This is a genomic window from Variovorax defluvii (assembly GCF_039541515.1).
Taxonomy (GTDB): Bacteria; Pseudomonadota; Gammaproteobacteria; order Burkholderiales; family Burkholderiaceae_C; genus Variovorax; species Variovorax defluvii.
In genome coordinates, this window is sequence record NZ_BAABGJ010000002.1 from 108618 (window position 1) to 126892 (window position 18275).

Consider the following 18275-nt stretch of genomic DNA (forward strand, 5'->3'; position numbering starts at 1 on the left):
TTGCCAACCCCCGTCCTTCGAGGATTCGAACAATGAATGATCTGAACAAGCGTTCCCTGCTCAAGCTGGCGGCCCTGACCGCGGTCGCTTCGGCCGCCCTGATCGGCTGCGGCAAGAAGGAAGAGGCGCCGGCCCCTGCGCCCGCCGCCCCGGCCCCGGCACCTGCCGCCGCCGCGCCCGCGCCCGCGCCGGCCGCGCCCTTGAACGTCGCGTTCGCCTACGTGGGCCCGGTGGGCGACGGTGGCTGGTCCTTCGCGCACGACAACGGGCGCAAGGCCATCGAGAAGGAATTCGGCGACAAGATCAAGACCACCTTCGTCGAGAGCGTGCCCGAGTCGGCCGATGCCGAGCGCGTATTCCGCGACATGGTGGGCCAGGGCAACAAGCTGATTTTCGGCACCACCTTCGGCTACATGGAGCCGATGCTCAAGGTCGCCAACGACAACAAGGACGTGAAGTTCGAGCATGCCACCGGCTACAAGACGGCCGAGAACATGCGCACCTACGACAGCCGCACCTACGAGGGTGCCTACATGGCGGGCGTGATCGCGGGCGCGATGACCAAGAGCAACACGCTGGGCGTGGTGGGCTCGGTGCCGATCCCCGAGGTGCTGCGCAACATCAACTCCTTCACGCTGGGCGCGCAGTCGGTCAATCCGAAGATCACGACCAAGGTGGTGTGGGTCAACGAGTGGTTCAGCCCGCCGAAGGAGACCGAGGCCGCCACCGCGCTGATCAACGGTGGCGCGGACGTGCTGTTCCAGAACACCGACTCGCCCGCGGTGCTGAAGACCGCGCAGGAAAAGGGCAAGCGCGCCTTCGGCTGGGACTCGGACATGACCGCCTACGGACCCAAGGCGCACCTGGCCTCGGCCATCATCAACTGGGCCCCGTACTACACCAAGGCCGTGCAGGACGCGCTGGACGGCAAGTGGGCCACGGGCCAGACCTGGTGGGGCGTGAAGGAAGGGGCGATCGACATCGTCTCCATCGCCGAGGACGTGCCGGCCGAGACCAAGGCCAAGGTCGAAGAGGTCAAGAAAGGCCTGAAGGACGGCAGCTTCTCGATCTGGAAAGGCCCGATCGTCGGGCAGGACGGCAAGGAACTGGTGGCCGCCGGTGCGGTGGCCGACGACAAGTTCCTCTCGGGCGTGAACTTCTACGTCAAGGGCGTGGAAGGCAAGGTGCCGGGCGGCGAGAAGAAGTAAGCGGTCCCCGGACTTTCGATCAAGGGTTGCCTCGTGCAACCCTTTTCTGTTTTTGGAGCCGACACGATGAGCGCAGGTCGTGGATTGTTCTTCGGGGTGCGGGTGCGGGTGCGGGCGCGCCGCGGGAGGTGGTCTGCGGCCCGGGCTCATACTGGGACGGTCGCCGCTTTGCGTCGACTCCGCTGCGGTGCTCGCGTGGGGGCGGTGCCGCAGAACTCGCTACGCGCCCTTCGGCCGCTACGCTCAAACAGCTGCGGCAAGCTAGTCAACGAAGCACGCCTGTCCTTCGGCAGGCGTGCCCGCCCCCACACTCCGCTCCTCGCCGCCCCAGAAATCGCCCGGTCCGCAGACCACCTCCCGCGGAGGACGCGACAGGGGCGCATTGCCTCGCAGGAGCCGCGCAACTCCCATGCGCCGTGGTCCGCTGACCGCTCTTGCGACGATCGACGGTGTGTGCCCCCGGCAGAAACTGGCGCAGCACTCATCCGCAAAGGCGGCGGCGGGTGTGCCGGCGGTGCGCCTCTGCGGCGCCGAGGAGCGGAGTGCAGCCGGCCTGCACGCCTGCCGAAGGACAGGCGTGCTTTGTGATCTGACTTGCCGCAGCTGTTTGAACGGAGTGCACCGAAGGGGCACGCAGTGAGTTCTGCGGCAGGCCGGTTGCGCGAGCACCGCAGGGGAGTCGGCGCGAAGCGACGACCGCCGCAGTGAAGCACCGCCGGCACACCCGCAGTCGCCTTTGCAGCGCGCAGGCTCAAGACCCGCAGCCGCCTTTGCGTCGCGCAGGCTCCAGTCAGCGCTTCGGCCGAAGCGTCACGATGAGGCGCGGCGGCACCGTGCCGTCCACGTCGCGCGGCAGCTTCTCGGTCTTCTGCAGCGCGCGCAGCGCAGCCTCGTCCCAGTTCGACAGACCGCTGCTCTTGACCAGTTGCGGTGTGCCAACAATGGTGCCGTCCGGCGCGAGGCGGACGTCGAACTCGGCCCCAGGGTTGCCGCTGACCAGATCTGCCTCGGGGTACACCACGTTGGGCCGCACGGCCGCGGCCACCTTGCCGCCGTAGCTGCCGGAGGGCCCGGAGGAGCGCGCCGCGTTGCCTTCGCCGCCCGTTCCTGCCATGGCCTGCATGCGCTTGAGGGTGGCGGCACGATCGGCGGCAGCCTGCGCGGCGGCCTTGGCCTCGGCCTCCTTCTTCTTCGCGGCCTCGGCCTCCTGCTTCTTCTTGGCCTCGGCCTCCTGCTTTTTCTTCGCCTCCGCCAGCTTCTGCTGCTGTTCCTTCTTGCGCTCCGCCTCTTCCTCGGCGCGCTCGCGCTCGCGTTCCTTGGCTTCGCGTTCCTTCTTTTCCTGCGCGGCCTTGCGGGCGGCCTCGAGCTTCTTCTGCTGCTGCCGCTCCAGCTCCTCCTCGCGCTCGCGCTCCTTCTGTTCCCGCAGCTTCTTCTCGCGCTCCAGCGCGATGTCCGGCTGCTTGGGCGGCGGCGGTGCAGGCTCCGGCGGCCGCGCGGCCTGGGGCGGCGGCGGGGGAGGTGGTGGCGGAGGAGGGGCCGGTGTGGGGGCGGGCGCCGGGGGCGGCGGTGTCGGCGCCACGGCGCGCGGCGCGGCCTGCTGCACCGTCGAGGACCAGAGCTCGGCCTCGACCGCGGCATCTTCCGACTCGCGCCGCCAGCTCACGCCCCAGGTCAGCGCGATGATCAGGAGCGCATGGGCGATCAGCGCCAGCAGCAGCGCACGGAAGGTGCCGCGCTGCGGCGGCGGCGCGAACTCGGGGCGGTCGGCGGCCAGGGACATGGCTTACTTCGCACCCGTCGTCTGCACCGAGAGGCCGACGCGCTCGATACCGCTCTGCTTGAGCTGGTTCATCGCCTTGACCACGGTCTCGTATTTGACGGTCTTGTCGGCGCTGATGACCACCGGGCGCTGAGCATCGCCGCTTTGCGCGGTGCGTGCGGCGCTGCCGATCTGCGTCATGGGGATGGACAGTGCGCCGGTCCCGGTGGACGGGTCCTTCTTGATCTGGACCTCGTCGTCGCTCTTGATGACGATCTCGACCGGCCGATCGGGCTGTTTGTTGGCCCGGTCCACCGTCGGCAGGTTGATGACGCTCGGCGTGATCAGCGGTGCCGTGACCATGAAGATGATCAGTAGCACCAGCATCACGTCGATGAACGGGACCATGTTGATCTCGTTGATCGTTCGGCGTCCGCGGCCGCGGGAGGAGGTGGCTGGCATGGGGCGTTTCCTCGGGCTTCTCAGCGCACGGTGGCCGGTCCCATCGAGGCCGGATTGACGATGTGCGCGGTCAGGTTGCGCTGCAGGATGTTGGAGAACTCCTCGATGAAGGTCTCCAGGCCGATGGCGATCTTGTCGATCTCGCGGGCAAAGCGGTTGTAGGCTACGACGGCCGGAATGGCCGCGAACAGGCCGATGGCGGTGGCGACCAGCGCTTCGGCAATGCCGGGCGCCACGGTGGACAGCGTCACCTGCGCCAGCGCCGCCAGGCCCGTGAAGGCATGCATGATCCCCCAGACAGTGCCGAACAGGCCGACGTAGGGGGACACCGAGCCGACGGTGGCCAGAAAGGAAAGGTTCTGTTCCACCGCATCCAGCTCGCGCTGGAAGCTGGCCCGCATGGCACGGCGTGAGCCGTCGAGCAGCGTGCCGGCGTCGGTCACGTGGCGCTCGCGAAGCTTCTGATACTCACGCATGCCGGAGGCGAAGATGCGCTCCATCGGGCCGGCGAACTTGGCGTGCTGGGCCGCCGAAGAGAAGAGTTCGTTCAGGCTGGTGCCCGACCAGAACTCGCGCTCGAAATCCTCGTTGAGCGAGCGCGTGCGCTTGAGCGAGAAGTACTTGCGGAAAATCGCCGCCCAGCTGGCGACCGAGACAATGACCAGCAGCAGCACCACGAGCTGCACGGGCAGGCTGGCATGAAGCAGGAGGGAGAGGATCGAGAGGTCTTGATTCATGGCTTCTGAGGTTGAGACATGGAGCCGGCATGGGGCGCGAGGGTTCCCGAAACCTGCGCCGGGATGCGCGTGGGCCGCAGCGTGTCTGCGTGGACCCAGCCGATGCGAATGCTGCCTTCGCACAGCAAGGGGCCATCGGCCGGGGGAGGATTGTCGGCGGGGGCGTGCGCCGGGCGTGTCAGCACGCGCTGGGCGATGACGAGAGACGCGGTGCCGACCTGTTGCAGCTCGGCCGTGACCAGCAGCTCGTCGTCAAGCCGGGCCGGGCGATGGTACTTGAGCCTGGTTTCGCTGACCACGAAGATGCCGCCGCTCTCTTCGCGCAGCTTGCCCTGCGAGATGCCCAGCGAGCGGAGCCATTCGGTGCGGGCGCGCTCCATGTACTTGAGGTAGTTGGCGTAGAACACGATGCCGCCGGCATCGGTGTCTTCCCAGTAGACGCGGATCGGGAAGGCAAAGCTCATGCCGCCGCGCCCACCGTACCCGTGGCGGCCCAGGTCCGCAGGCGCTCCACCGACTGCTGCAGGTGCGTCATCGAGCTGGCGGTGGAGAAGCGCACGAAGCGGGCGGTTTCGGCCGCGCCGAAGTCGCGGCCCGGGGTGACGGCGAGGTGGGCCTTTTTCATCGCCTCGAAGGCGAAGTCCCAGCTGTTGGCGATGCCCAGCTTCTCGCCGAAGGCCGAGCAGTCGGCCCAGGCGTAGAAGGCGCCGTCGGGCACGACCGGTACGTCCAGCCCCAGGGCCTGGAGTTGCGGGATGAACCAGTCGCGCCGGGCCTTGAACTCCGCGCGGCGCCGCTCGTACTCGGCGATGCTCGCCGGATCGAAGCAGGCCAGGGCCGCATGCTGGGCCACCGTGCTGGCGCAGATGAAGAGGTTCTGCGCGAGCCGTTCGACCACCGGCACCAGGGCTTCGGGCACCACCAGCCAGCCCAGGCGCCAGCCGGTCATGCTGAAGTATTTGCTGAAGCTGTTGATGCTGATGATCTGGTCATCGATGGCCAGGGCGCTTTGCCCGAAGACGTCGTCGTGCGACAGGCCGAGGTAGATCTCGTCGATGAGCGTGATCCCGCCGCGCCGGGTCACCACCTCGTGAATGCGGCGCAGCTCGCCGGGCTCGATGGAGGTGCCGGTCGGATTGGAGGGCGAGGCCAGCAGCACGCCGCGGGTGCGCTCGGTCCAGGCAGCCTCGACCTTGGCGGCACTGAGCTGGAAGCGCTCGGCCGCCGTGGTCGGGACCAGCACCGCACGGCCCTCGGCCGCGCTCACGAAGTGGCGGTTGCAGGGATAGCTGGGGTCGGGAAGCAGGATCTCGTCGCCGGCCTCGATCAGCGCCAGGCAGGCCAGCTGCAACGCTGCCGAGGCGCCGGCGGTGATGATGATGCGGCGGGCCGGCACGTCGACGTTGAAACGCTGCGCATACCAACCGCTGATGCACTCGCGCAGTGCGTCCAGGCCGGTGGCAGGGGTGTACTGCGTCGCGCCCGCACGCACGGCCCGGATCGCGGCTTCCTGGACCAGCGGCGGGGCGGTGAAGTCGGGTTCGCCGATGTTGAGGAAGATCATCGGGCGGTCGGTGTGAGCGATGTCGCGCGCCAGGGCGGAGGCCGCCTTGGCGATCTCCATCACGTAGAAGGGCTCGATGCGCTGCGCGCGCTCGGCGATTCTCATGGCCTGGCCTTGCCGCTGGCGCGGTCCGCCTCCACCTCGGCCGGGCGCAGCTTCGGCGCCAGGCCGTTGAGCACCGCGTTCACGTACTTGTGGCCGTCGGTGCCGCCGAACTCCTTGGCGAGCTCGATGCATTCGTTGAGCACCACGCGCCAGGGCACGTCGAGGCAGTGCTGGAATTCGTAGACGCCGATCCACATGACCGCGTGCTCGATCGGCGAGATCTCTTCCAGCCTGCGGTCGAGCAGGGGCACGATCAGCGCGTCGAGCTCCGCCGCGGTGGCGATGGCGCCGTGCAGCAGAGCGTCGTAGTGGGCGGCGTCGGCCTTGTGGAAGCCGGAGAGGTCGCGCGTGAACTGGTCGATGGATTCCGCGTCGTTGCGGCCCACCAGGTGTTGGTAGAGCGCCTGCAGCGCGAACTCGCGCGCGCGGCTGCGCGTGGATTTGGCGGAGGCCTTGCGGGCGCCGGTGCTCTTGAGCCCGGTACGGGACTGGCGCGGCCGTTCGCCGCTGGTCTTGGTGTCGTCGGTCATGGAGAAGGTCAGGGCCGATCGGCCGGCGCCAGCAACCGGGCCATTTCGACTGCCACGCGGGCCGCATCGCGGCCCTTGTCGGTCTGGCGCGCGACCGCCTGTTCGAGGTTCTCGGTGGTGAGGATGGCGTTGGCGATCGGCATGCGGTAGTCGAGGGCGACGCGGCTCACGCCCGCGCCCGACTCGTTGGCCACGAGTTCGAAGTGATAGGTCTCGCCGCGGATGATGCAGCCCAGGGCGATCAGCGCGTGATAGCGGTTGCGTTCGGCCAGGGCCTGCAGCGCGATGGGCACCTCGAGTGCGCCCGGCACGCCGATGTGGTCGATGTCTTCGCCGGCGACGCCCAGCGACCCGAGTTCGCCGAGGCAGGCCGTGGCGAGCGCGTCGGTGATGTCCTCGTTGAAGCGGGCCTGCACGATCCCGATACGCAGCCCGCGGCCGTCCAGGGCGGCTGCGCTGCCTTTGTTGGCATCCTTCATTGTTCTTCCTTCGTGATGTAGCCCGCGATCTCCAGTCCGAAGCCGGCCGCCATGCTGGGCATGCGGCGCGGCGTGCCCAGCAGGTTCATGCGGTGCACGCCGCAGCTGCGCAGGATCTGGGCGCCGATGCCGTAGCTGCGCAGGTCCATGCGGCCGCGCTCGGGCGCCTGTGCGGGCCTGGCGGTGCCGTCGAACTGGGCGAGCAGCTCGGCGCCCGTTTCGCCGCAGTTGAGGAACACGGCCACGCCCTTGCCCTGGGCCGCGATGTGGGCCAGGCTGGCGTCGAGACTCCAGGAGTGCATCGAGCGGTTGACTTCCAGCACGTCGAGCACCGACAGCGGCTCGTGCACGCGCACGTCCACGGTGTCGTCGGGGCTCCATTTGCCGCGCACCAGGGCGAGGTGGACGCCCTTGCTGGGCTTGTCCTGGAAGGCATGGGCGGTGAACCAGCCCCAGGCGGTGTGGATCTCGCGGCAGCCCACTTTTTCGATCAGCGACTCGGTGCGGCTGCGGTGCTCGATCAGCGCGGCGATGGTGCCGATCTTGAGGCCGTGCTCGGCGGCGAATCGCTGCAGGTCGGGCAGGCGTGCCATGGTGCCGTCTTCGTTCATCACCTCGCAGATGACCGAGGCGGGCGAGCAGCCGGCCATGGCGGCGAGGTCGCAGCCGGCCTCGGTGTGGCCGGCGCGCATGAGTACGCCGCCATCCACCGCCTGCAGCGGGAAGATGTGGCCCGGCTGCACCAGGTCCGACGCGACCGCATTGGGCGCGACCGCCGCCTGCACCGTGCGTGCGCGGTCGGCGGCGGAGATGCCGGTGGTCACGCCTTCGGCCGCCTCGATCGAGACGGTGAACGCCGTGGAGTGCTTGGCGCCATTGCGCGCCACCATCGGCGGCAGGTTGAGCCGCTCGCACATCTCGCGCGAAAGCGTCAGGCAGATCAGGCCACGTGCGTGGCGCGCCATGAAATTGATCGATTCGGCCGTGATGTGGTCGGCCGCGATGACGATGTCGCCCTCGTTCTCGCGGTCCTCCTCGTCGACCAGGATCACCATGCGGCCGGCGCGCAATTCGGCCACGATGTCCTCGACAGGGGAGATGGGTGCCGGCGCGAGGTCGCTGCGCGTGGCGGTAATGGGGGTGACGGCGGCGTTCATGGCGTGGGGTCCTTGGGGGAAGACGGCAGGGCGCCGGCCTGGAGCATGCGCTCCACGTAGCGCGCGACGGTGTCGATCTCGAGGTTCACGCGGCTCCCGGTCTGCAGGCTGCCCAGCGCGGTGTTTTCTACCGTGTGGGGAATGAGGTTGATGCTGATCTCGCTGCCGTCGGCGCTGTCGGTCACGCGATTGACGGTGAGGCTCACGCCATTGACGGTGATCGAGCCCTTGTAGGCGAGGAAGCGGGCCAGGGAGGGCGGCGCCAGGACGCGCAGCTGCCAGCTCTCGCCCACGGGGGCGAAGTGGCTGACGATACCGATGCCGTCCACATGGCCCGAGACGATGTGGCCGCCGAGACGATCGCTGGCGCGCAGGGCTTTTTCGAGGTTGACCTGGCCGCCGGGCTCGGCGAGGCCGGCGGTCTTGTCCAGCGATTCGGCCGAAATGTCGATGGTGAAGAGATGCTGCGCCGGATCGAGGGAAGTGACGGTCATGCAGGCGCCATTGAGGGCGATGCTGTCGCCGAGGCCTACGTCGTCCAGGTAGCCGGCAGGCGTGGTGATGCCGAGGCGCTTGCCGTGAAATGAAGAGCTGCCGAGGTCATGGACGGCGGCGATGCGCCCCACGCCGGTGATGATTCCGGTGAACATCGCAACATTTTCGCAGAGATGCGAAGGTCGCCCCGGGCGCGGGCGGTCAGAAGCGGTCGCGGCCTGCCACGCGGGCGATGATCCGCAGGTCCGGACCGATGGTCTCGCAGGACTTGAATTGCAGCGGCAGGGCCTGGTCCAGGCGGGTCAGGGGGCCGGCCGCATGGGGCTGACTCGCGATGCCCAGGCCATCCCCGATGAGCTTGGGCGCCATGTAGAGAAGCAGTTCGTCGACCAGGCCCTCGCGGATCAGGGAGCCGTTGAGCTTGTGGCCGGCTTCGACATGCAGTTCGTTGATCTCGCGTGCGGCGAGGTCCCGCAGCACGGCGGCGAGGTCCACCTTGCCGCGGGGGTCGGGCAGGTAGCGCACCTCGGCGCCGCGGGCTTCCAGTGCGGCCTGCGCTGCGGAGTCGGGTACGGCGGCGTAGATCCAGACCGGGCGGGCGGGCTCGAAGATGCGCGCGGCGGGGGGTGTTTGCAGGCGGCTGTCGATCACCACCAGGGGCGGCTGCCGATGCGTCTCGGCCAGCCGCACGTCCAGCCTCGGATCGTCTTCGAGCACCGTGCCGACCCCGGTGAGCACGGCACCGGCACGTGCGCGCCAGGCATGGCCGTCGGCGCGTGCGGCCTCCGAGGTGATCCATTGGCTGGTGCCATCCGGCAAGGCCGTCTTGCCGTCCAGCGAGGATGCGACTTTGAGCCGCACCCAGGGCGTCTTGCGGATCATGCGGCTGAGGAAACCGATGTTGAGCTCGCGCGCCTCTTCTGCGCCCAGGCCGACCTCGACCTCGATGCCGGCGGCGCGCAGGCGTTCGAAGCCCTGGCCGGAGACGAGGGGGTTGGGGTCGGTCAGCGATGCCACGACCTTGCGGACTCCTGCTGCGATTAGGGCGTCGCAGCAAGGACCGGTGCGGCCTTGATGGGAACAGGGCTCGAGGGTGACGTAGGCAGTCGCATGAGCGACTGAGTGACCATGCGCCGCGGCGTCGCGCAATGCCATGATCTCGGCATGTGGACCACCGGGCGCCTGAGTGTGGCCTCGCCCGACGCATTCGCCGTCCGGCGACAGAATGACGCAACCGACAGATGGATTGGGCTGAGAGAGCAAGCGGGCCGAAGCGCTCAGATCCAGCGCCAGCCGCATGGCATCGGCGGCTGGCGTCGAATCTGAAGGAAGCGAATCAATCGTCGGAATCGGGGCCACTGCACTGGCTATCGGAGGCGCTTGCGGGCCGGCACGAGCGGATGCGTCCGGCTTTCGAAATCATAACGCGGCGTGTTTGGTCCCAGCGCGTGGAATCGGCGACGTCATTGCGTACGATGCTGAACGTCAAGTTCCCCCAGGGGGGGGCATTTGACGATCTCTTCTTCGGGTAGCCTGACCCATCGAACAGAATGTAAGGTGCCGATCCATCTGCGGTGCCGGAGGCGCTCACGGAAAGATGAGAAGCCAAGGCAGCTTGCCGAAAGATCACCTGGTCGCCGCTTTCGGTGAACGCCTCGTTCTGGTCCTTGTCGAGGAAGACCACCCAACCACTGTTCCACGACGATCCATCGGCAGGCACAACCATCGCCGGCTTCCCCGTCTTCATGGCTTCGCCACGGGCTGTCGCGAGACTCGCGACCAGACCGTTCGCAGCCGATGTGAGCTCGGAATTGCGCTGAAAGGCGAGGAAACTGGGGACGGCGATCGTCATCAGGACCGCCGCGACGGCCAGCGTCACCAACAGTTCGATCAGGGTCAAGCCGCGGACTGCGCGGCTGCTGCGGCGCGGCCTCATTGCCAGCACACCTTCGGCGGCGCAGCCGGCGGCGTGGTGCCGGCGGTGCCGTCGCAGTTCTTGATGCCGGAACTGGTTGCCCACAGCGTGCCGGCTTCGGAATCGGAAAAAGTCGGGGTCGCTTTGATTCGGATGCACTCCTTCTCACCGTCGGTAGCAGCAGTGCAGGGCTCTGCCGACAGGTGGTAGGGCGTGCCGGTGAGACTGTCGCCGGCGTAGGCCTTGAATGGAATGGTGGCAGGGCTGGTCACTCCTCCAACATTGGAGAACTTCATGTAGCTGTTGTACTGTGTCATGTAGCGCTCCTGCTGCTGCAGCAGCTCCAGGATGGCCGTGCGTCCTTGGGCGCGTTTGCCCCTGACCACCGCCCATTGGTAGGACGGATAGGCGATGCTTGCCAGGATGGCGATGACGGCGACCACGATCATGAGCTCGATGAGCGTGAAGCCTTTCTGGGATCGTTTAGTCATCATCGCTCCTTCAGAGCTTGGTAGTTGTGAATCTGGCGCCAGCTGAGGCGACCGGCAATTTCGTCGTGGGTGACCGTACTGCTCGTAGCCAAGCCCATCGTCCCCTGGGCGATGCTTTGCGTCGTCACGGTGCGGTGCCGCCGGCCGGTGCTGTCCGTCGTGCTCGACGTCGTCGCCGAAGTGATCCGCATGGCCATGCTCTCGCCCAGAAGGCCGACCGTCGAGACTCTGGATGCGCCGTCGCCGGTGTCGACATCAAGGCGGTACTCGCGCCCGCTGCCGCCTCCCGCGCCGCAGACGCTGGTCGTGGTGTTGGCGTTGGGTGTCAGGCTGTTGAAGATGAGGGTGCTGCCCGCCAGTGAGATGCCGCTCACCTGGCGTTCGCCCGTGCTCGGAAAGTCGAGGTACCAGCCGGATCGTTGGGTCGTGTCGCTGTCGCTGGTGGGGCGGCCCCAGACGAAGGTCGGCACATCGATGATGCCCGTCGAGCTGTCGATGGTGCCGGCCTGGAGCCGTCCGCGGCCCGTGATGGCGCTTGTTGGAGATGCTGCGCTGCTGTCGGCTCGGTTCGTTCCGTCATCATTCACCACATAGAACGAGTTGGTGCCTAGACGCCATAGGCAGGGTCGCCGAACACCTCGTATGCACTGCATTTGACTGAGTTGGATGCGGGTGCCACGAACCAACTTGTGCCTGCTCCATACCAGACTTCCTTGATGCCGGAGAACGTGCAAGTGCCTCCCTCCGTGGCACAGGCCGGCGATGCATCGCCGGGCAGGGTTTCGTTCCTGGAAGCGATCGGTCCGACGGCGCGGATGGGCACGTCGGCCCCGAGCGTGTAAGTGCCGTTGCCGGTATAGACGCCGGCCGTACCGCACGTGCCCCCACGGGCGGTTCCGAAGAAAACGCGATTGAGCAGGTTGGCAACCCAAATATCGTTGACGCCCGCGGCCCGCCGCATGGCAACGGGGACGGCGCCCCAGTAAGTGCCGGTGCCGCCCCCGTCGCGCTGCAGCTGCTTGGCGGGAAAGCTGGTGGAGTTCCACAGACATTGCGGATCGCCCGCGGGAATGTGGGCCCGCTGCAGGATGGTCAGGTCTTCACGGTCGATATAACGGTCGCCTCCGGAGAGGGCGAGTCGCAGCATGTCGATGGCCGAACCGGTGGCCCAGTTCAGGAAGTTGCCGCTGAATCCGTCGGCGCACTTTCGGGCGGTCGCTGGGCCGGTGCGCTCGAATCGTTTGTAGTCAGCGGCCGTCTGTCCGGAGTCCGGCGTTTCCGTCGGCCTGTCGTTGTACGTATAGCAGGCCTCCGTGTTGTAGTAGCCGATGTACTCCGTTGTGTTGGAGTAGGTGTCGTCGATCTTGCTGTCCGGGCCCTTGAAATACTGTGCGCCCGCCGTGGGCCATTCGACAGAGAGCGCCAGCGTCATCGTGGGCTTGTCGCCCGACGTGGTGGCATACAGCGGATCGCTGGACAGTGAGACTTGTGGTATGGCGGGCGGCGCCGTCTGACTGCGCACGGCCAGCGAGACGGCGATGGCCATGGCAAGGACGAGGACCCCGGCGAGGAGGCGCTGAACTTGGCTCCACGATCGGGGACGCAGGAAGCGATTGATCCTGTGTGTGGAAGTGCTGGGAGGGGCGATCATCGTTGTACTGCCGATCTAGTTTCGATAAATGATCTGGGTCACGGCCTGGATGTCCTGCCGCGGTCCGAATCCCATGGCAGTCACTCGATAGACGTAGCTGCCGGTCGAGGAGAGATCGCGGTTACCAGGATCGGGAATGGGCTCGATCACGTAGCGGGGGGCCTGAAAGGGCTCGATGCCGTTGGTCGATCCGGTGTCGCTGGCAGCGAAATTTCGGCCCGTGAAGGTCCCGAACTTCACGGTGCGTGCCTGTGCGTTGGTGACGATGAAATTCACTTTCAGCCAGGCGGGTGTCCCCGTCGCCACCAACGCGCAAAGTCCTAGACTGCTGACGGCAGCCGAGGTGTCGTGGGTGCCGCAGTCGGCGATGAAGCTGCTGGTGTCCCGCAGAGATCCGAGAAGGGCGCTGCGATTGTTGGTTCCTGGCCCGTGGATATCGAACTCTGCATCCTGCAATGCGGCTTCGGCAGCCTGCCAGGCCAGTTGCATGTCACGGTCGTTGCGCGCGCTGTGCTCGCCTTGCAGGGCGATCTGTGCGCCCCCGACGCCAAGGATCGAAACGACGATCAGGATGAGGAGCACGACGATCAGCGAGAAGCCGCCCTGACGACGCGCTGACGAGGCACTGCGGAAACAGGTGGATCGGCGCATCTTCAAAGTCCCTGGTCATTTCGCAGATGGACGGTGAAGGTCACGACCTGACGCAGCCGGTTATCGGCAGGCGTGACGAAGATCGTGCCCTCGTCCTGGGTCGAGGCGAAGGCGGAACCGCCCAGCGGATACAGCGTTGTCGACTTCGTCTCCACGGCGGCTCCCGGATCGCTGCGCAGAACCATGCCGATGCGCAGGCTGCGCACGCGTCGCCAATTCGCCTGCGTGGCCGCTGGATCGCCCGGGACGGTGAACTGGTCGGCCCGCAGGTATCGTTCCGGCACGGAATCGGGCTTCGAAGTGGGGTCTGCCGCATCAATGGCGGCACCGGGCTTCACGCCGTCGACGCCATACATGACCTGGAAGTTTTCAACACCTCGCACCAGCACATCTGCCGGCTTGAAGGGCGGTGAACCCGTGTCCGATCGATAGCATTTCAGTGCCGGCTCACCATCGTTGGAAGGCGCCACGAACAGGACGCTGGTGCGTACATCGTCCCTGTTCGTCGGCAGCGAATCGGCACGCACACCGGCGCAATCGATCATGGCCTCGTCGGCCTTGCCCGAGCCGGGAAAGGTTTCGGTGGCCTGGAAGCGAAGAACCAGAACATCACCAAACGTGTCGGGGGGTCGCGTGGCACCGGCGGCGAGTGAGTTTCTGTCTGCGATCGCGTTGTCGAAGCCGAACACCTGGGGCAGCGGAGCGGCACTGAGACCGACGGCGGAGCCGCGCTTGGTTGCCGCAAAGGCCAGATCCTTGTAGCCAGCCTGCACGGCAAGCCGCCGGATGAACTCGGTCGCGAAGCGGGCGTTGTCGCGCAACTGAGACGCTGCATCGACAGTGGCAAAGCCGCGGCGCGCAGCAACGAGGGCAGAGGCCGCGGCAAGGGCGATCATCAATCCCACGACCATCGCGACCATGAGTTCGACGAGCGTCATGCCTGCGGATCGACGCCGAGATGCTTGCTTCATGGCGTGGTGCTTCCCGCCGTCACCGGCAGAACGATGCCGGGGCGGCTGCCGGCGGAGTCGGTTCGGATGCTGCGGTCGAGTGCCCTGGCGTCCGTCGACAACTGGGTCCATCCGATCTTGATGACAACCGTGTCCGAACCCGGGCTCGCCGTGCAAGGCCACTGGGGCAATCCGCTGGTGCTGTAGGGAGCCGAATCCAGGCAGACGCTGGCACGTGCGCCTGGAAGGCTGACATCGACGCGCGCTAGCCAGTCGGTCAACTCGGCCACGGCAACGTCGGTCGGGCTGGCGCAGGGAGAGTCGCCTGTGAGGCGGCAGTTGGAAGCGTCGGAGGGCTTCAGCGGAGATGCGGAGAAATCACCCAGGTAGGGGTTGTGAGCCGCCAGCATCGCAACGTCTTTGTTGCCCCGCATCATTTCGGCCAGCTCTTGGGCCAGGCTGACGGCAATGGACTGGTAGCGGGCTTCTCGGTTGTTCTGCAAAGCTCTCGCCTGCAACCCGACCATGCCCAATAGTCCGAACGAGAGGACGAGCAGCGCGATCATCACTTCGATCAGCGCAAAACCCGACGCACCTTTGTTTCCCTGATTCCTCGCTTGCACCGTCTCTCCTGAGTTGCCGCCACTTGCGGGCGACCTAGGCGACGATTCTGGGAGGGGGCGTGGACGAAAAAGGGCCGCTGGGCGGTGCCTTCAGGCCGCTAATCATGGCCTTCTGGCGAAATCACAATGGCGCGCGAGCTTTTGTCAGATATCCCGCAGCAACTGCCGGAACTCGTCCACATCCTCGAAGCTGCGGTACACCGAGGCAAAGCGAACGTAGGCTACCTTGTCCATGCGCTTGAGCTCGCGCATGACGAGTTCGCCGACCTTCGTAGAGTCGATCTCCCGCAGCCCGCTGGACAACAGCTTCTGCTCGATGCGCAAGAGCGCATGATCGATCTGTTCGATGGTGACTGGCCGTTTGCGCAGCGCCAACATCATCGATGCGCGCACCTTCTTGGCATCGAAGTCGGCGCGGCTGCCGTCTTTCTTGACGACGACCGGGAAATTGACATCCGGCCTTTCGTAAGTGGTAAAGCGCTTTTCGCAAGCGCCGCATTGCCGGCGGCGCCGCACGAAGTCGCCGTCCTCCGACACGCGGGTCTCGACAACCTGCGTCTCGAGGTGGCCGCAGAACGGACACTTCATGCGTATGCCGGCGTGAGAGGGCGACGCTTATCAGCCGTAGACCGGAAAGCGGCTGGTCAACGCGTGCACCTTGGCGCGGACCGCTTCGATGGTCGCAGGGTCGCGCGGGTTGTCCAGCACATCGGCGATCAGGTTGGCGGTGATGCGTGCCTCTTCGTCCTTGAAGCCGCGCGTGGTCATGGCCGGCGTGCCGATGCGCACGCCGCTGGTCACCATCGGCTTCTCGGGGTCGTGGGGGATGGCGTTCTTGTTGATCGTCATGTGCGCGCTGCCCAGCACTGCCTCGGCTTCCTTCCCGGTGATGCCCTTGGCACGCAGGTCCACCAGCATCACGTGGCTCTCGGTGCGACCGCTGACGATTCGCAGGCCGCGCTCGGCGAGCGTTTCAGCCACGATGCGCGCGTTCGTCACGACCTGCTGCTGGTAAGTCTTGAATTCCGGCGAGAGCGCTTCCTTGAAGGCCACCGCCTTGGCCGCGATCACGTGCATCAGCGGGCCGCCCTGAAGGCCTGGGAAGATCGCGCTGTTGATCGCCTTCTCATGCTGCGACTTCATCAGGATGATGCCGCCGCGCGGGCCGCGCAGGCTCTTGTGGGTGGTGGAGGTGACAACGTCCGCGTGAGGCACGGGGTTCGGATAGACGCCTGCGGCGACCAGGCCGGCATAGTGGGCGATGTCCACCATGAAGATCGCGCCAACATCCTTGGCCACCTTGGCGAAACGCTCGAAGTCGATGCGCAGCGAATAGGCCGAAGCGCCCGCGATGATGAGCTTGGGCATGGCGTCGTGCGCCTTGCGTTCCATCGCGTCGTAGTCGATCTCTTCCTTGTCGTTCAGGCCGTAGCTCACCACGTTGAACCACTTGCCGCTCATGTTGAGCGGCATGCCGTGGGTCAGGTGGCCGCCTTCGGCCAGGCTCATGCCCATGATGGTGTCGCCGGGCTTGAGGAAGGCCAGCATCACGGCCTCGTTGGCGGAGGCGCCGCAATGCGCCTGCACGTTGGCCGCATCGGCTCCGAAGAGTTGCTTGACGCGTTCGATGGCCAGTTGCTCGGCCACGTCGACGTGCTCGCAGCCGCCGTAGTAGCGCTTGCCGGGGTAGCCTTCGGCGTACTTGTTGGTGAGCTGGGAGCCTTGGGCGGCCATGACGGCCGGCGAGGCGTAGTTTTCGCTCGCGATCAGCTCGATGTGCTGTTCCTGGCGGGCGTTTTCGGCCTGGATGGCGGCCCAGAGTTCGGGATCGGTCTGTTCGACCAGGGTCTGGCGGTGGTACATGGCAGTCCTTTGAGAACGGTGGTCCTTGTTCTTCAACCAAACAAGGGCTGCCCAGGCGAACGGCGGAACGCCTGCCGAGATCCGCAGGCGGCGCGCTTCCCAGTGGTCATCCACGTCAGCGCAGGGCACCTGCAGGGCACCGCGCCTATCGCCAGTCGCGCGCCGCCCGAGTGTAGCTGACAGCGGTGCGCCCGTGGCCTCAAAGGCCTCTCACAGATCGGCCAGCGCCACCTTCGGATTGCTGCCGGATTCCGGCTTGGCCGGCGCGACCACCGGCAGCGGCTGGGCCCGCAGGCCGGGCGGCGTCGGCGTGGTGGAGGGCGTGCGGCCCGCGATCACCTGCTGCAGGCGCGAATGCTCGGCGAGCACCTTGCTCGCGTAACCGCCGTCGTCGGACAGATTGGCGGCGCCGACGTAGTACTTGAGCCCGCCTTCGAGCGAGCCCGCGCGGGCGATGCATTCCTGCAGCACCTTGACGCCGACACGCATGTTGGTGACCGGGTCGAAGGCGGTGAGGGTCCCGCCGGCGCTTTCGTATTTCTCGCCGTGAACGCGGGTCATCACCTGCATGAGGCCTTGGGCCCCGACGTGGCTCTGGGCAAAGGGGTTGAAGCTGGATTCGACGGCCATGATGGCCAGGATGAGGGTGGGGTCGAGCTTGGTGCTTTTGCCCAGCTCGAAGGCTTCGGAGACGAGCACGCTCAGGGGCTCGACGGCGACGCGGTACTTCTTGCTCAACCAGTAGGCCACCGCGGCCTGCGGCTTCGGCAACTCGTGCGGGCTCGCAGCCGTCGTGCGGTCGATGGCCGTGGGCTGAAGGTCGGTCGGTTCCGGCGGCGCCTTGCGCGACTGCAGCCAGCCCATGAGCTGTTCCTCGCCGGACTGGCGCAAGTCCGGCCGCGCGACCAGCGTCAGCACGGCGAACACGCAGGCCAGCCCAAGCAGGGCAAAGCCGTTGTGGGTCACTTCGAAAAAGCCTTCGGCCACATCGGACACGAATGTCCGCAGCCCGCGGGCTGTGGCGTCAAACGCCTTGTTCATCGCTCTTCCTCCTTCTGTGCGGCACCTGCGTCGCAGTCCCGAAAAGGGCATTGCGGAGAGGCGGCAGCGCTTGTGGATGGGTACGAGTCAGGTTCCGCGCGAGAAGTGGAGGCGCGGGAGCCTGATGTAAGCCGAAAGATTTCGGCGGCGGTAAGGGTGCAATCCCGGCCTGGGGTTGAGCGGCTCGGGCTGCGGCGATTTTAGGAGGCGCTTAATATCAGGTCAAGAATATCAAATTATTGTTTTATGAATAATGGAGCTTTGGAAACGCCCGTGAATCGCCACCGCCTCGGCCATTGAAAAGCTCATTTGCAATCTCGCGGGCGGGGTTCTACCCTCACGAAGCCCGAATATTCGGGCGTTCGACCGAGGTCCGGAACCGGGAGACATCCCTCGAACGGTTCAGTGGCCGAGGCCCGATGGTGGCAATCTCTTGCTGCCAGCATGACCGGAACGATGAAACTTCCGGTGCAGCGAAAAGATGGCATGGGCCTTGCGCCAGCCATCGAGCCCGGTGGCCAGACGTCAATGTCTGGCCCCCGGGCTTTCTACTTTCTGGGAAGCGTCTCTGGTTTGGGGCACACTCGTCCCCCG

General features: G+C 66.5%; 21 protein-coding genes and 1 riboswitch. Of the genes, 1 reads left to right on the top strand and 20 read right to left on the bottom strand.

The annotated features are described in order from the left end of the window. Positions 1-32 precede the first annotated feature (32 nt). Positions 33-1208: a BMP family ABC transporter substrate-binding protein gene (locus tag ABEA07_RS01900; RefSeq protein ID WP_345535517.1), complete on the top strand. Its 1176-nt coding sequence runs from the start codon at positions 33-35 to the stop codon at positions 1206-1208. A gap of 790 nt (positions 1209-1998) precedes the next feature. On the opposite strand, the gene tolA is transcribed toward ABEA07_RS01900, so the two are convergent. The 20 genes from tolA to ABEA07_RS02000 all read right to left on the bottom strand — a co-directional run bounded on the left by tolA (position 1999) and on the right by ABEA07_RS02000 (position 17681). Further along, on the bottom strand, positions 1999-2988 hold the full coding sequence (gene tolA / locus ABEA07_RS01905) for a cell envelope integrity protein TolA (protein WP_345535518.1): 990 nt from the start codon (positions 2986-2988) through the stop codon (positions 1999-2001). A 3-nt stretch (positions 2989-2991) separates the two neighbouring features. Next, positions 2992-3429, bottom strand: a complete 438-nt coding sequence (locus ABEA07_RS01910) for a biopolymer transporter ExbD (protein ID WP_345535519.1) — start codon at positions 3427-3429, stop codon at positions 2992-2994. 20 nt (positions 3430-3449) lie between these two features. Further along, positions 3450-4166: a protein TolQ gene (tolQ, locus tag ABEA07_RS01915; protein WP_086923700.1), complete on the bottom strand. Its 717-nt coding sequence runs from the start codon at positions 4164-4166 to the stop codon at positions 3450-3452. Next, on the bottom strand, positions 4163-4630 hold the full coding sequence (locus ABEA07_RS01920; protein WP_345535520.1) for a tol-pal system-associated acyl-CoA thioesterase: 468 nt from the start codon (positions 4628-4630) through the stop codon (positions 4163-4165). The genes tolQ and ABEA07_RS01920 overlap by 4 nt, the downstream gene beginning before the upstream one ends. Continuing rightward, the gene (locus ABEA07_RS01925; RefSeq protein WP_345535521.1) at positions 4627-5835 is read right to left on the bottom strand and encodes a pyridoxal phosphate-dependent aminotransferase; all 1209 of its coding nucleotides are present in this window, start codon (positions 5833-5835) and stop codon (positions 4627-4629) included. The genes ABEA07_RS01920 and ABEA07_RS01925 overlap by 4 nt, the downstream gene beginning before the upstream one ends. Further along, positions 5832-6365, bottom strand: a complete 534-nt coding sequence (nusB, locus tag ABEA07_RS01930) for a transcription antitermination factor NusB (RefSeq protein ID WP_345535522.1) — start codon at positions 6363-6365, stop codon at positions 5832-5834. Before nusB ends, ABEA07_RS01925 begins: the two co-directional genes overlap by 4 nt. Before the next feature lie 8 nt (positions 6366-6373). Further along, positions 6374-6844 (bottom strand): 6,7-dimethyl-8-ribityllumazine synthase, encoded by a 471-nt coding sequence (ribH, locus tag ABEA07_RS01935; RefSeq protein WP_345535523.1) that lies wholly within the window; start codon positions 6842-6844, stop codon positions 6374-6376. Further along, positions 6841-8001 (bottom strand): bifunctional 3,4-dihydroxy-2-butanone-4-phosphate synthase/GTP cyclohydrolase II, encoded by a 1161-nt coding sequence (gene ribBA, locus ABEA07_RS01940; RefSeq protein ID WP_345535524.1) that lies wholly within the window; start codon positions 7999-8001, stop codon positions 6841-6843. The genes ribH and ribBA overlap by 4 nt, the downstream gene beginning before the upstream one ends. After that, positions 7998-8651 carry a riboflavin synthase gene (locus ABEA07_RS01945; protein WP_345535525.1) on the bottom strand — a complete coding sequence of 218 codons (654 nt, stop codon included), beginning with the start codon at positions 8649-8651 and terminating at the stop codon, positions 7998-8000. Before ABEA07_RS01945 ends, ribBA begins: the two co-directional genes overlap by 4 nt. Before the next feature lie 46 nt (positions 8652-8697). Further along, positions 8698-9795: a bifunctional diaminohydroxyphosphoribosylaminopyrimidine deaminase/5-amino-6-(5-phosphoribosylamino)uracil reductase RibD gene (gene ribD / locus ABEA07_RS01950; RefSeq protein WP_345535526.1), complete on the bottom strand. Its 1098-nt coding sequence runs from the start codon at positions 9793-9795 to the stop codon at positions 8698-8700. 37 nt (positions 9796-9832) lie between these two features. Continuing rightward, positions 9833-10432, bottom strand: a complete 600-nt coding sequence (locus ABEA07_RS01955; RefSeq protein ID WP_425584057.1) for a GspH/FimT family pseudopilin — start codon at positions 10430-10432, stop codon at positions 9833-9835. Further along, positions 10429-10905: a type IV pilin protein gene (locus tag ABEA07_RS01960; protein ID WP_345535528.1), complete on the bottom strand. Its 477-nt coding sequence runs from the start codon at positions 10903-10905 to the stop codon at positions 10429-10431. Before ABEA07_RS01960 ends, ABEA07_RS01955 begins: the two co-directional genes overlap by 4 nt. Continuing rightward, entirely contained in the window at positions 10902-11489 is a 588-nt protein-coding gene (locus tag ABEA07_RS01965; protein ID WP_345535529.1) for a hypothetical protein, read from the bottom strand. Before ABEA07_RS01965 ends, ABEA07_RS01960 begins: the two co-directional genes overlap by 4 nt. A gap of 20 nt (positions 11490-11509) precedes the next feature. Beyond that, positions 11510-12448 carry a hypothetical protein gene (locus ABEA07_RS01970; protein ID WP_345535530.1) on the bottom strand — a complete coding sequence of 313 codons (939 nt, stop codon included), beginning with the start codon at positions 12446-12448 and terminating at the stop codon, positions 11510-11512. A gap of 120 nt (positions 12449-12568) precedes the next feature. Beyond that, a complete protein-coding gene (locus ABEA07_RS01975; RefSeq protein WP_345535531.1) occupies positions 12569-13204 on the bottom strand; it encodes a pilus assembly PilX family protein in 636 nt (211 codons plus the stop codon). Positions 13205-13206: 2 nt separating this feature from the next. Continuing rightward, positions 13207-14175 (bottom strand): PilW family protein, encoded by a 969-nt coding sequence (locus ABEA07_RS01980; RefSeq protein WP_345535532.1) that lies wholly within the window; start codon positions 14173-14175, stop codon positions 13207-13209. After that, complete coding sequence (gene pilV, locus ABEA07_RS01985) at positions 14172-14777, bottom strand: type IV pilus modification protein PilV (RefSeq protein WP_345535534.1); 606 nt, start codon at positions 14775-14777, stop codon at positions 14172-14174. Before pilV ends, ABEA07_RS01980 begins: the two co-directional genes overlap by 4 nt. A gap of 144 nt (positions 14778-14921) precedes the next feature. Beyond that, a complete protein-coding gene (gene nrdR, locus ABEA07_RS01990; protein WP_345535535.1) occupies positions 14922-15365 on the bottom strand; it encodes a transcriptional regulator NrdR in 444 nt (147 codons plus the stop codon). Positions 15366-15395: 30 nt separating this feature from the next. Beyond that, positions 15396-16640: a serine hydroxymethyltransferase gene (gene glyA / locus ABEA07_RS01995; protein WP_345535537.1), complete on the bottom strand. Its 1245-nt coding sequence runs from the start codon at positions 16638-16640 to the stop codon at positions 15396-15398. 42 nt (positions 16641-16682) lie between these two features. Continuing rightward, positions 16683-16809: riboswitch (ZMP/ZTP riboswitch) on the bottom strand. Between the two features lie 41 nt (positions 16810-16850). Next, positions 16851-17681, bottom strand: a complete 831-nt coding sequence (locus ABEA07_RS02000; protein ID WP_345535538.1) for a lytic transglycosylase domain-containing protein — start codon at positions 17679-17681, stop codon at positions 16851-16853. Positions 17682-18275 lie beyond the last annotated feature (594 nt).

Excerpts from the sequence above, each read along its gene's own strand:
- ABEA07_RS01900 (WP_345535517.1), top strand. The coding sequence starts at position 33 with ATGAATGATCTGAACAAGCGTTCCCTGCTCAAGCTGGCGGCCCTGACC.
- tolA (WP_345535518.1), bottom strand. The coding sequence starts at position 2,988 with ATGTCCCTGGCCGCCGACCGCCCCGAGTTCGCGCCGCCGCCGCAGCGC.
- ABEA07_RS01910 (WP_345535519.1), bottom strand. The coding sequence starts at position 3,429 with ATGCCAGCCACCTCCTCCCGCGGCCGCGGACGCCGAACGATCAACGAG.
- tolQ (WP_086923700.1), bottom strand. The coding sequence starts at position 4,166 with ATGAATCAAGACCTCTCGATCCTCTCCCTCCTGCTTCATGCCAGCCTG.
- ABEA07_RS01920 (WP_345535520.1), bottom strand. The coding sequence starts at position 4,630 with ATGAGCTTTGCCTTCCCGATCCGCGTCTACTGGGAAGACACCGATGCC.
- ABEA07_RS01925 (WP_345535521.1), bottom strand. The coding sequence starts at position 5,835 with ATGAGAATCGCCGAGCGCGCGCAGCGCATCGAGCCCTTCTACGTGATG.
- nusB (WP_345535522.1), bottom strand. The coding sequence starts at position 6,365 with ATGACCGACGACACCAAGACCAGCGGCGAACGGCCGCGCCAGTCCCGT.
- ribH (WP_345535523.1), bottom strand. The coding sequence starts at position 6,844 with ATGAAGGATGCCAACAAAGGCAGCGCAGCCGCCCTGGACGGCCGCGGG.
- ribBA (WP_345535524.1), bottom strand. The coding sequence starts at position 8,001 with ATGAACGCCGCCGTCACCCCCATTACCGCCACGCGCAGCGACCTCGCG.
- ABEA07_RS01945 (WP_345535525.1), bottom strand. The coding sequence starts at position 8,651 with ATGTTCACCGGAATCATCACCGGCGTGGGGCGCATCGCCGCCGTCCAT.
- ribD (WP_345535526.1), bottom strand. The coding sequence starts at position 9,795 with ATGCGGCTGGCGCTGGATCTGAGCGCTTCGGCCCGCTTGCTCTCTCAG.
- ABEA07_RS01955 (WP_425584057.1), bottom strand. The coding sequence starts at position 10,432 with ATGAGGCCGCGCCGCAGCAGCCGCGCAGTCCGCGGCTTGACCCTGATC.
- ABEA07_RS01960 (WP_345535528.1), bottom strand. The coding sequence starts at position 10,905 with ATGATGACTAAACGATCCCAGAAAGGCTTCACGCTCATCGAGCTCATG.
- ABEA07_RS01970 (WP_345535530.1), bottom strand. The coding sequence starts at position 12,448 with ATGGCCATCGCCGTCTCGCTGGCCGTGCGCAGTCAGACGGCGCCGCCC.
- ABEA07_RS01975 (WP_345535531.1), bottom strand. The coding sequence starts at position 13,204 with ATGCGCCGATCCACCTGTTTCCGCAGTGCCTCGTCAGCGCGTCGTCAG.
- ABEA07_RS01980 (WP_345535532.1), bottom strand. The coding sequence starts at position 14,175 with ATGAAGCAAGCATCTCGGCGTCGATCCGCAGGCATGACGCTCGTCGAA.
- nrdR (WP_345535535.1), bottom strand. The coding sequence starts at position 15,365 with ATGAAGTGTCCGTTCTGCGGCCACCTCGAGACGCAGGTTGTCGAGACC.
- glyA (WP_345535537.1), bottom strand. The coding sequence starts at position 16,640 with ATGTACCACCGCCAGACCCTGGTCGAACAGACCGATCCCGAACTCTGG.
- ABEA07_RS02000 (WP_345535538.1), bottom strand. The coding sequence starts at position 17,681 with ATGAACAAGGCGTTTGACGCCACAGCCCGCGGGCTGCGGACATTCGTG.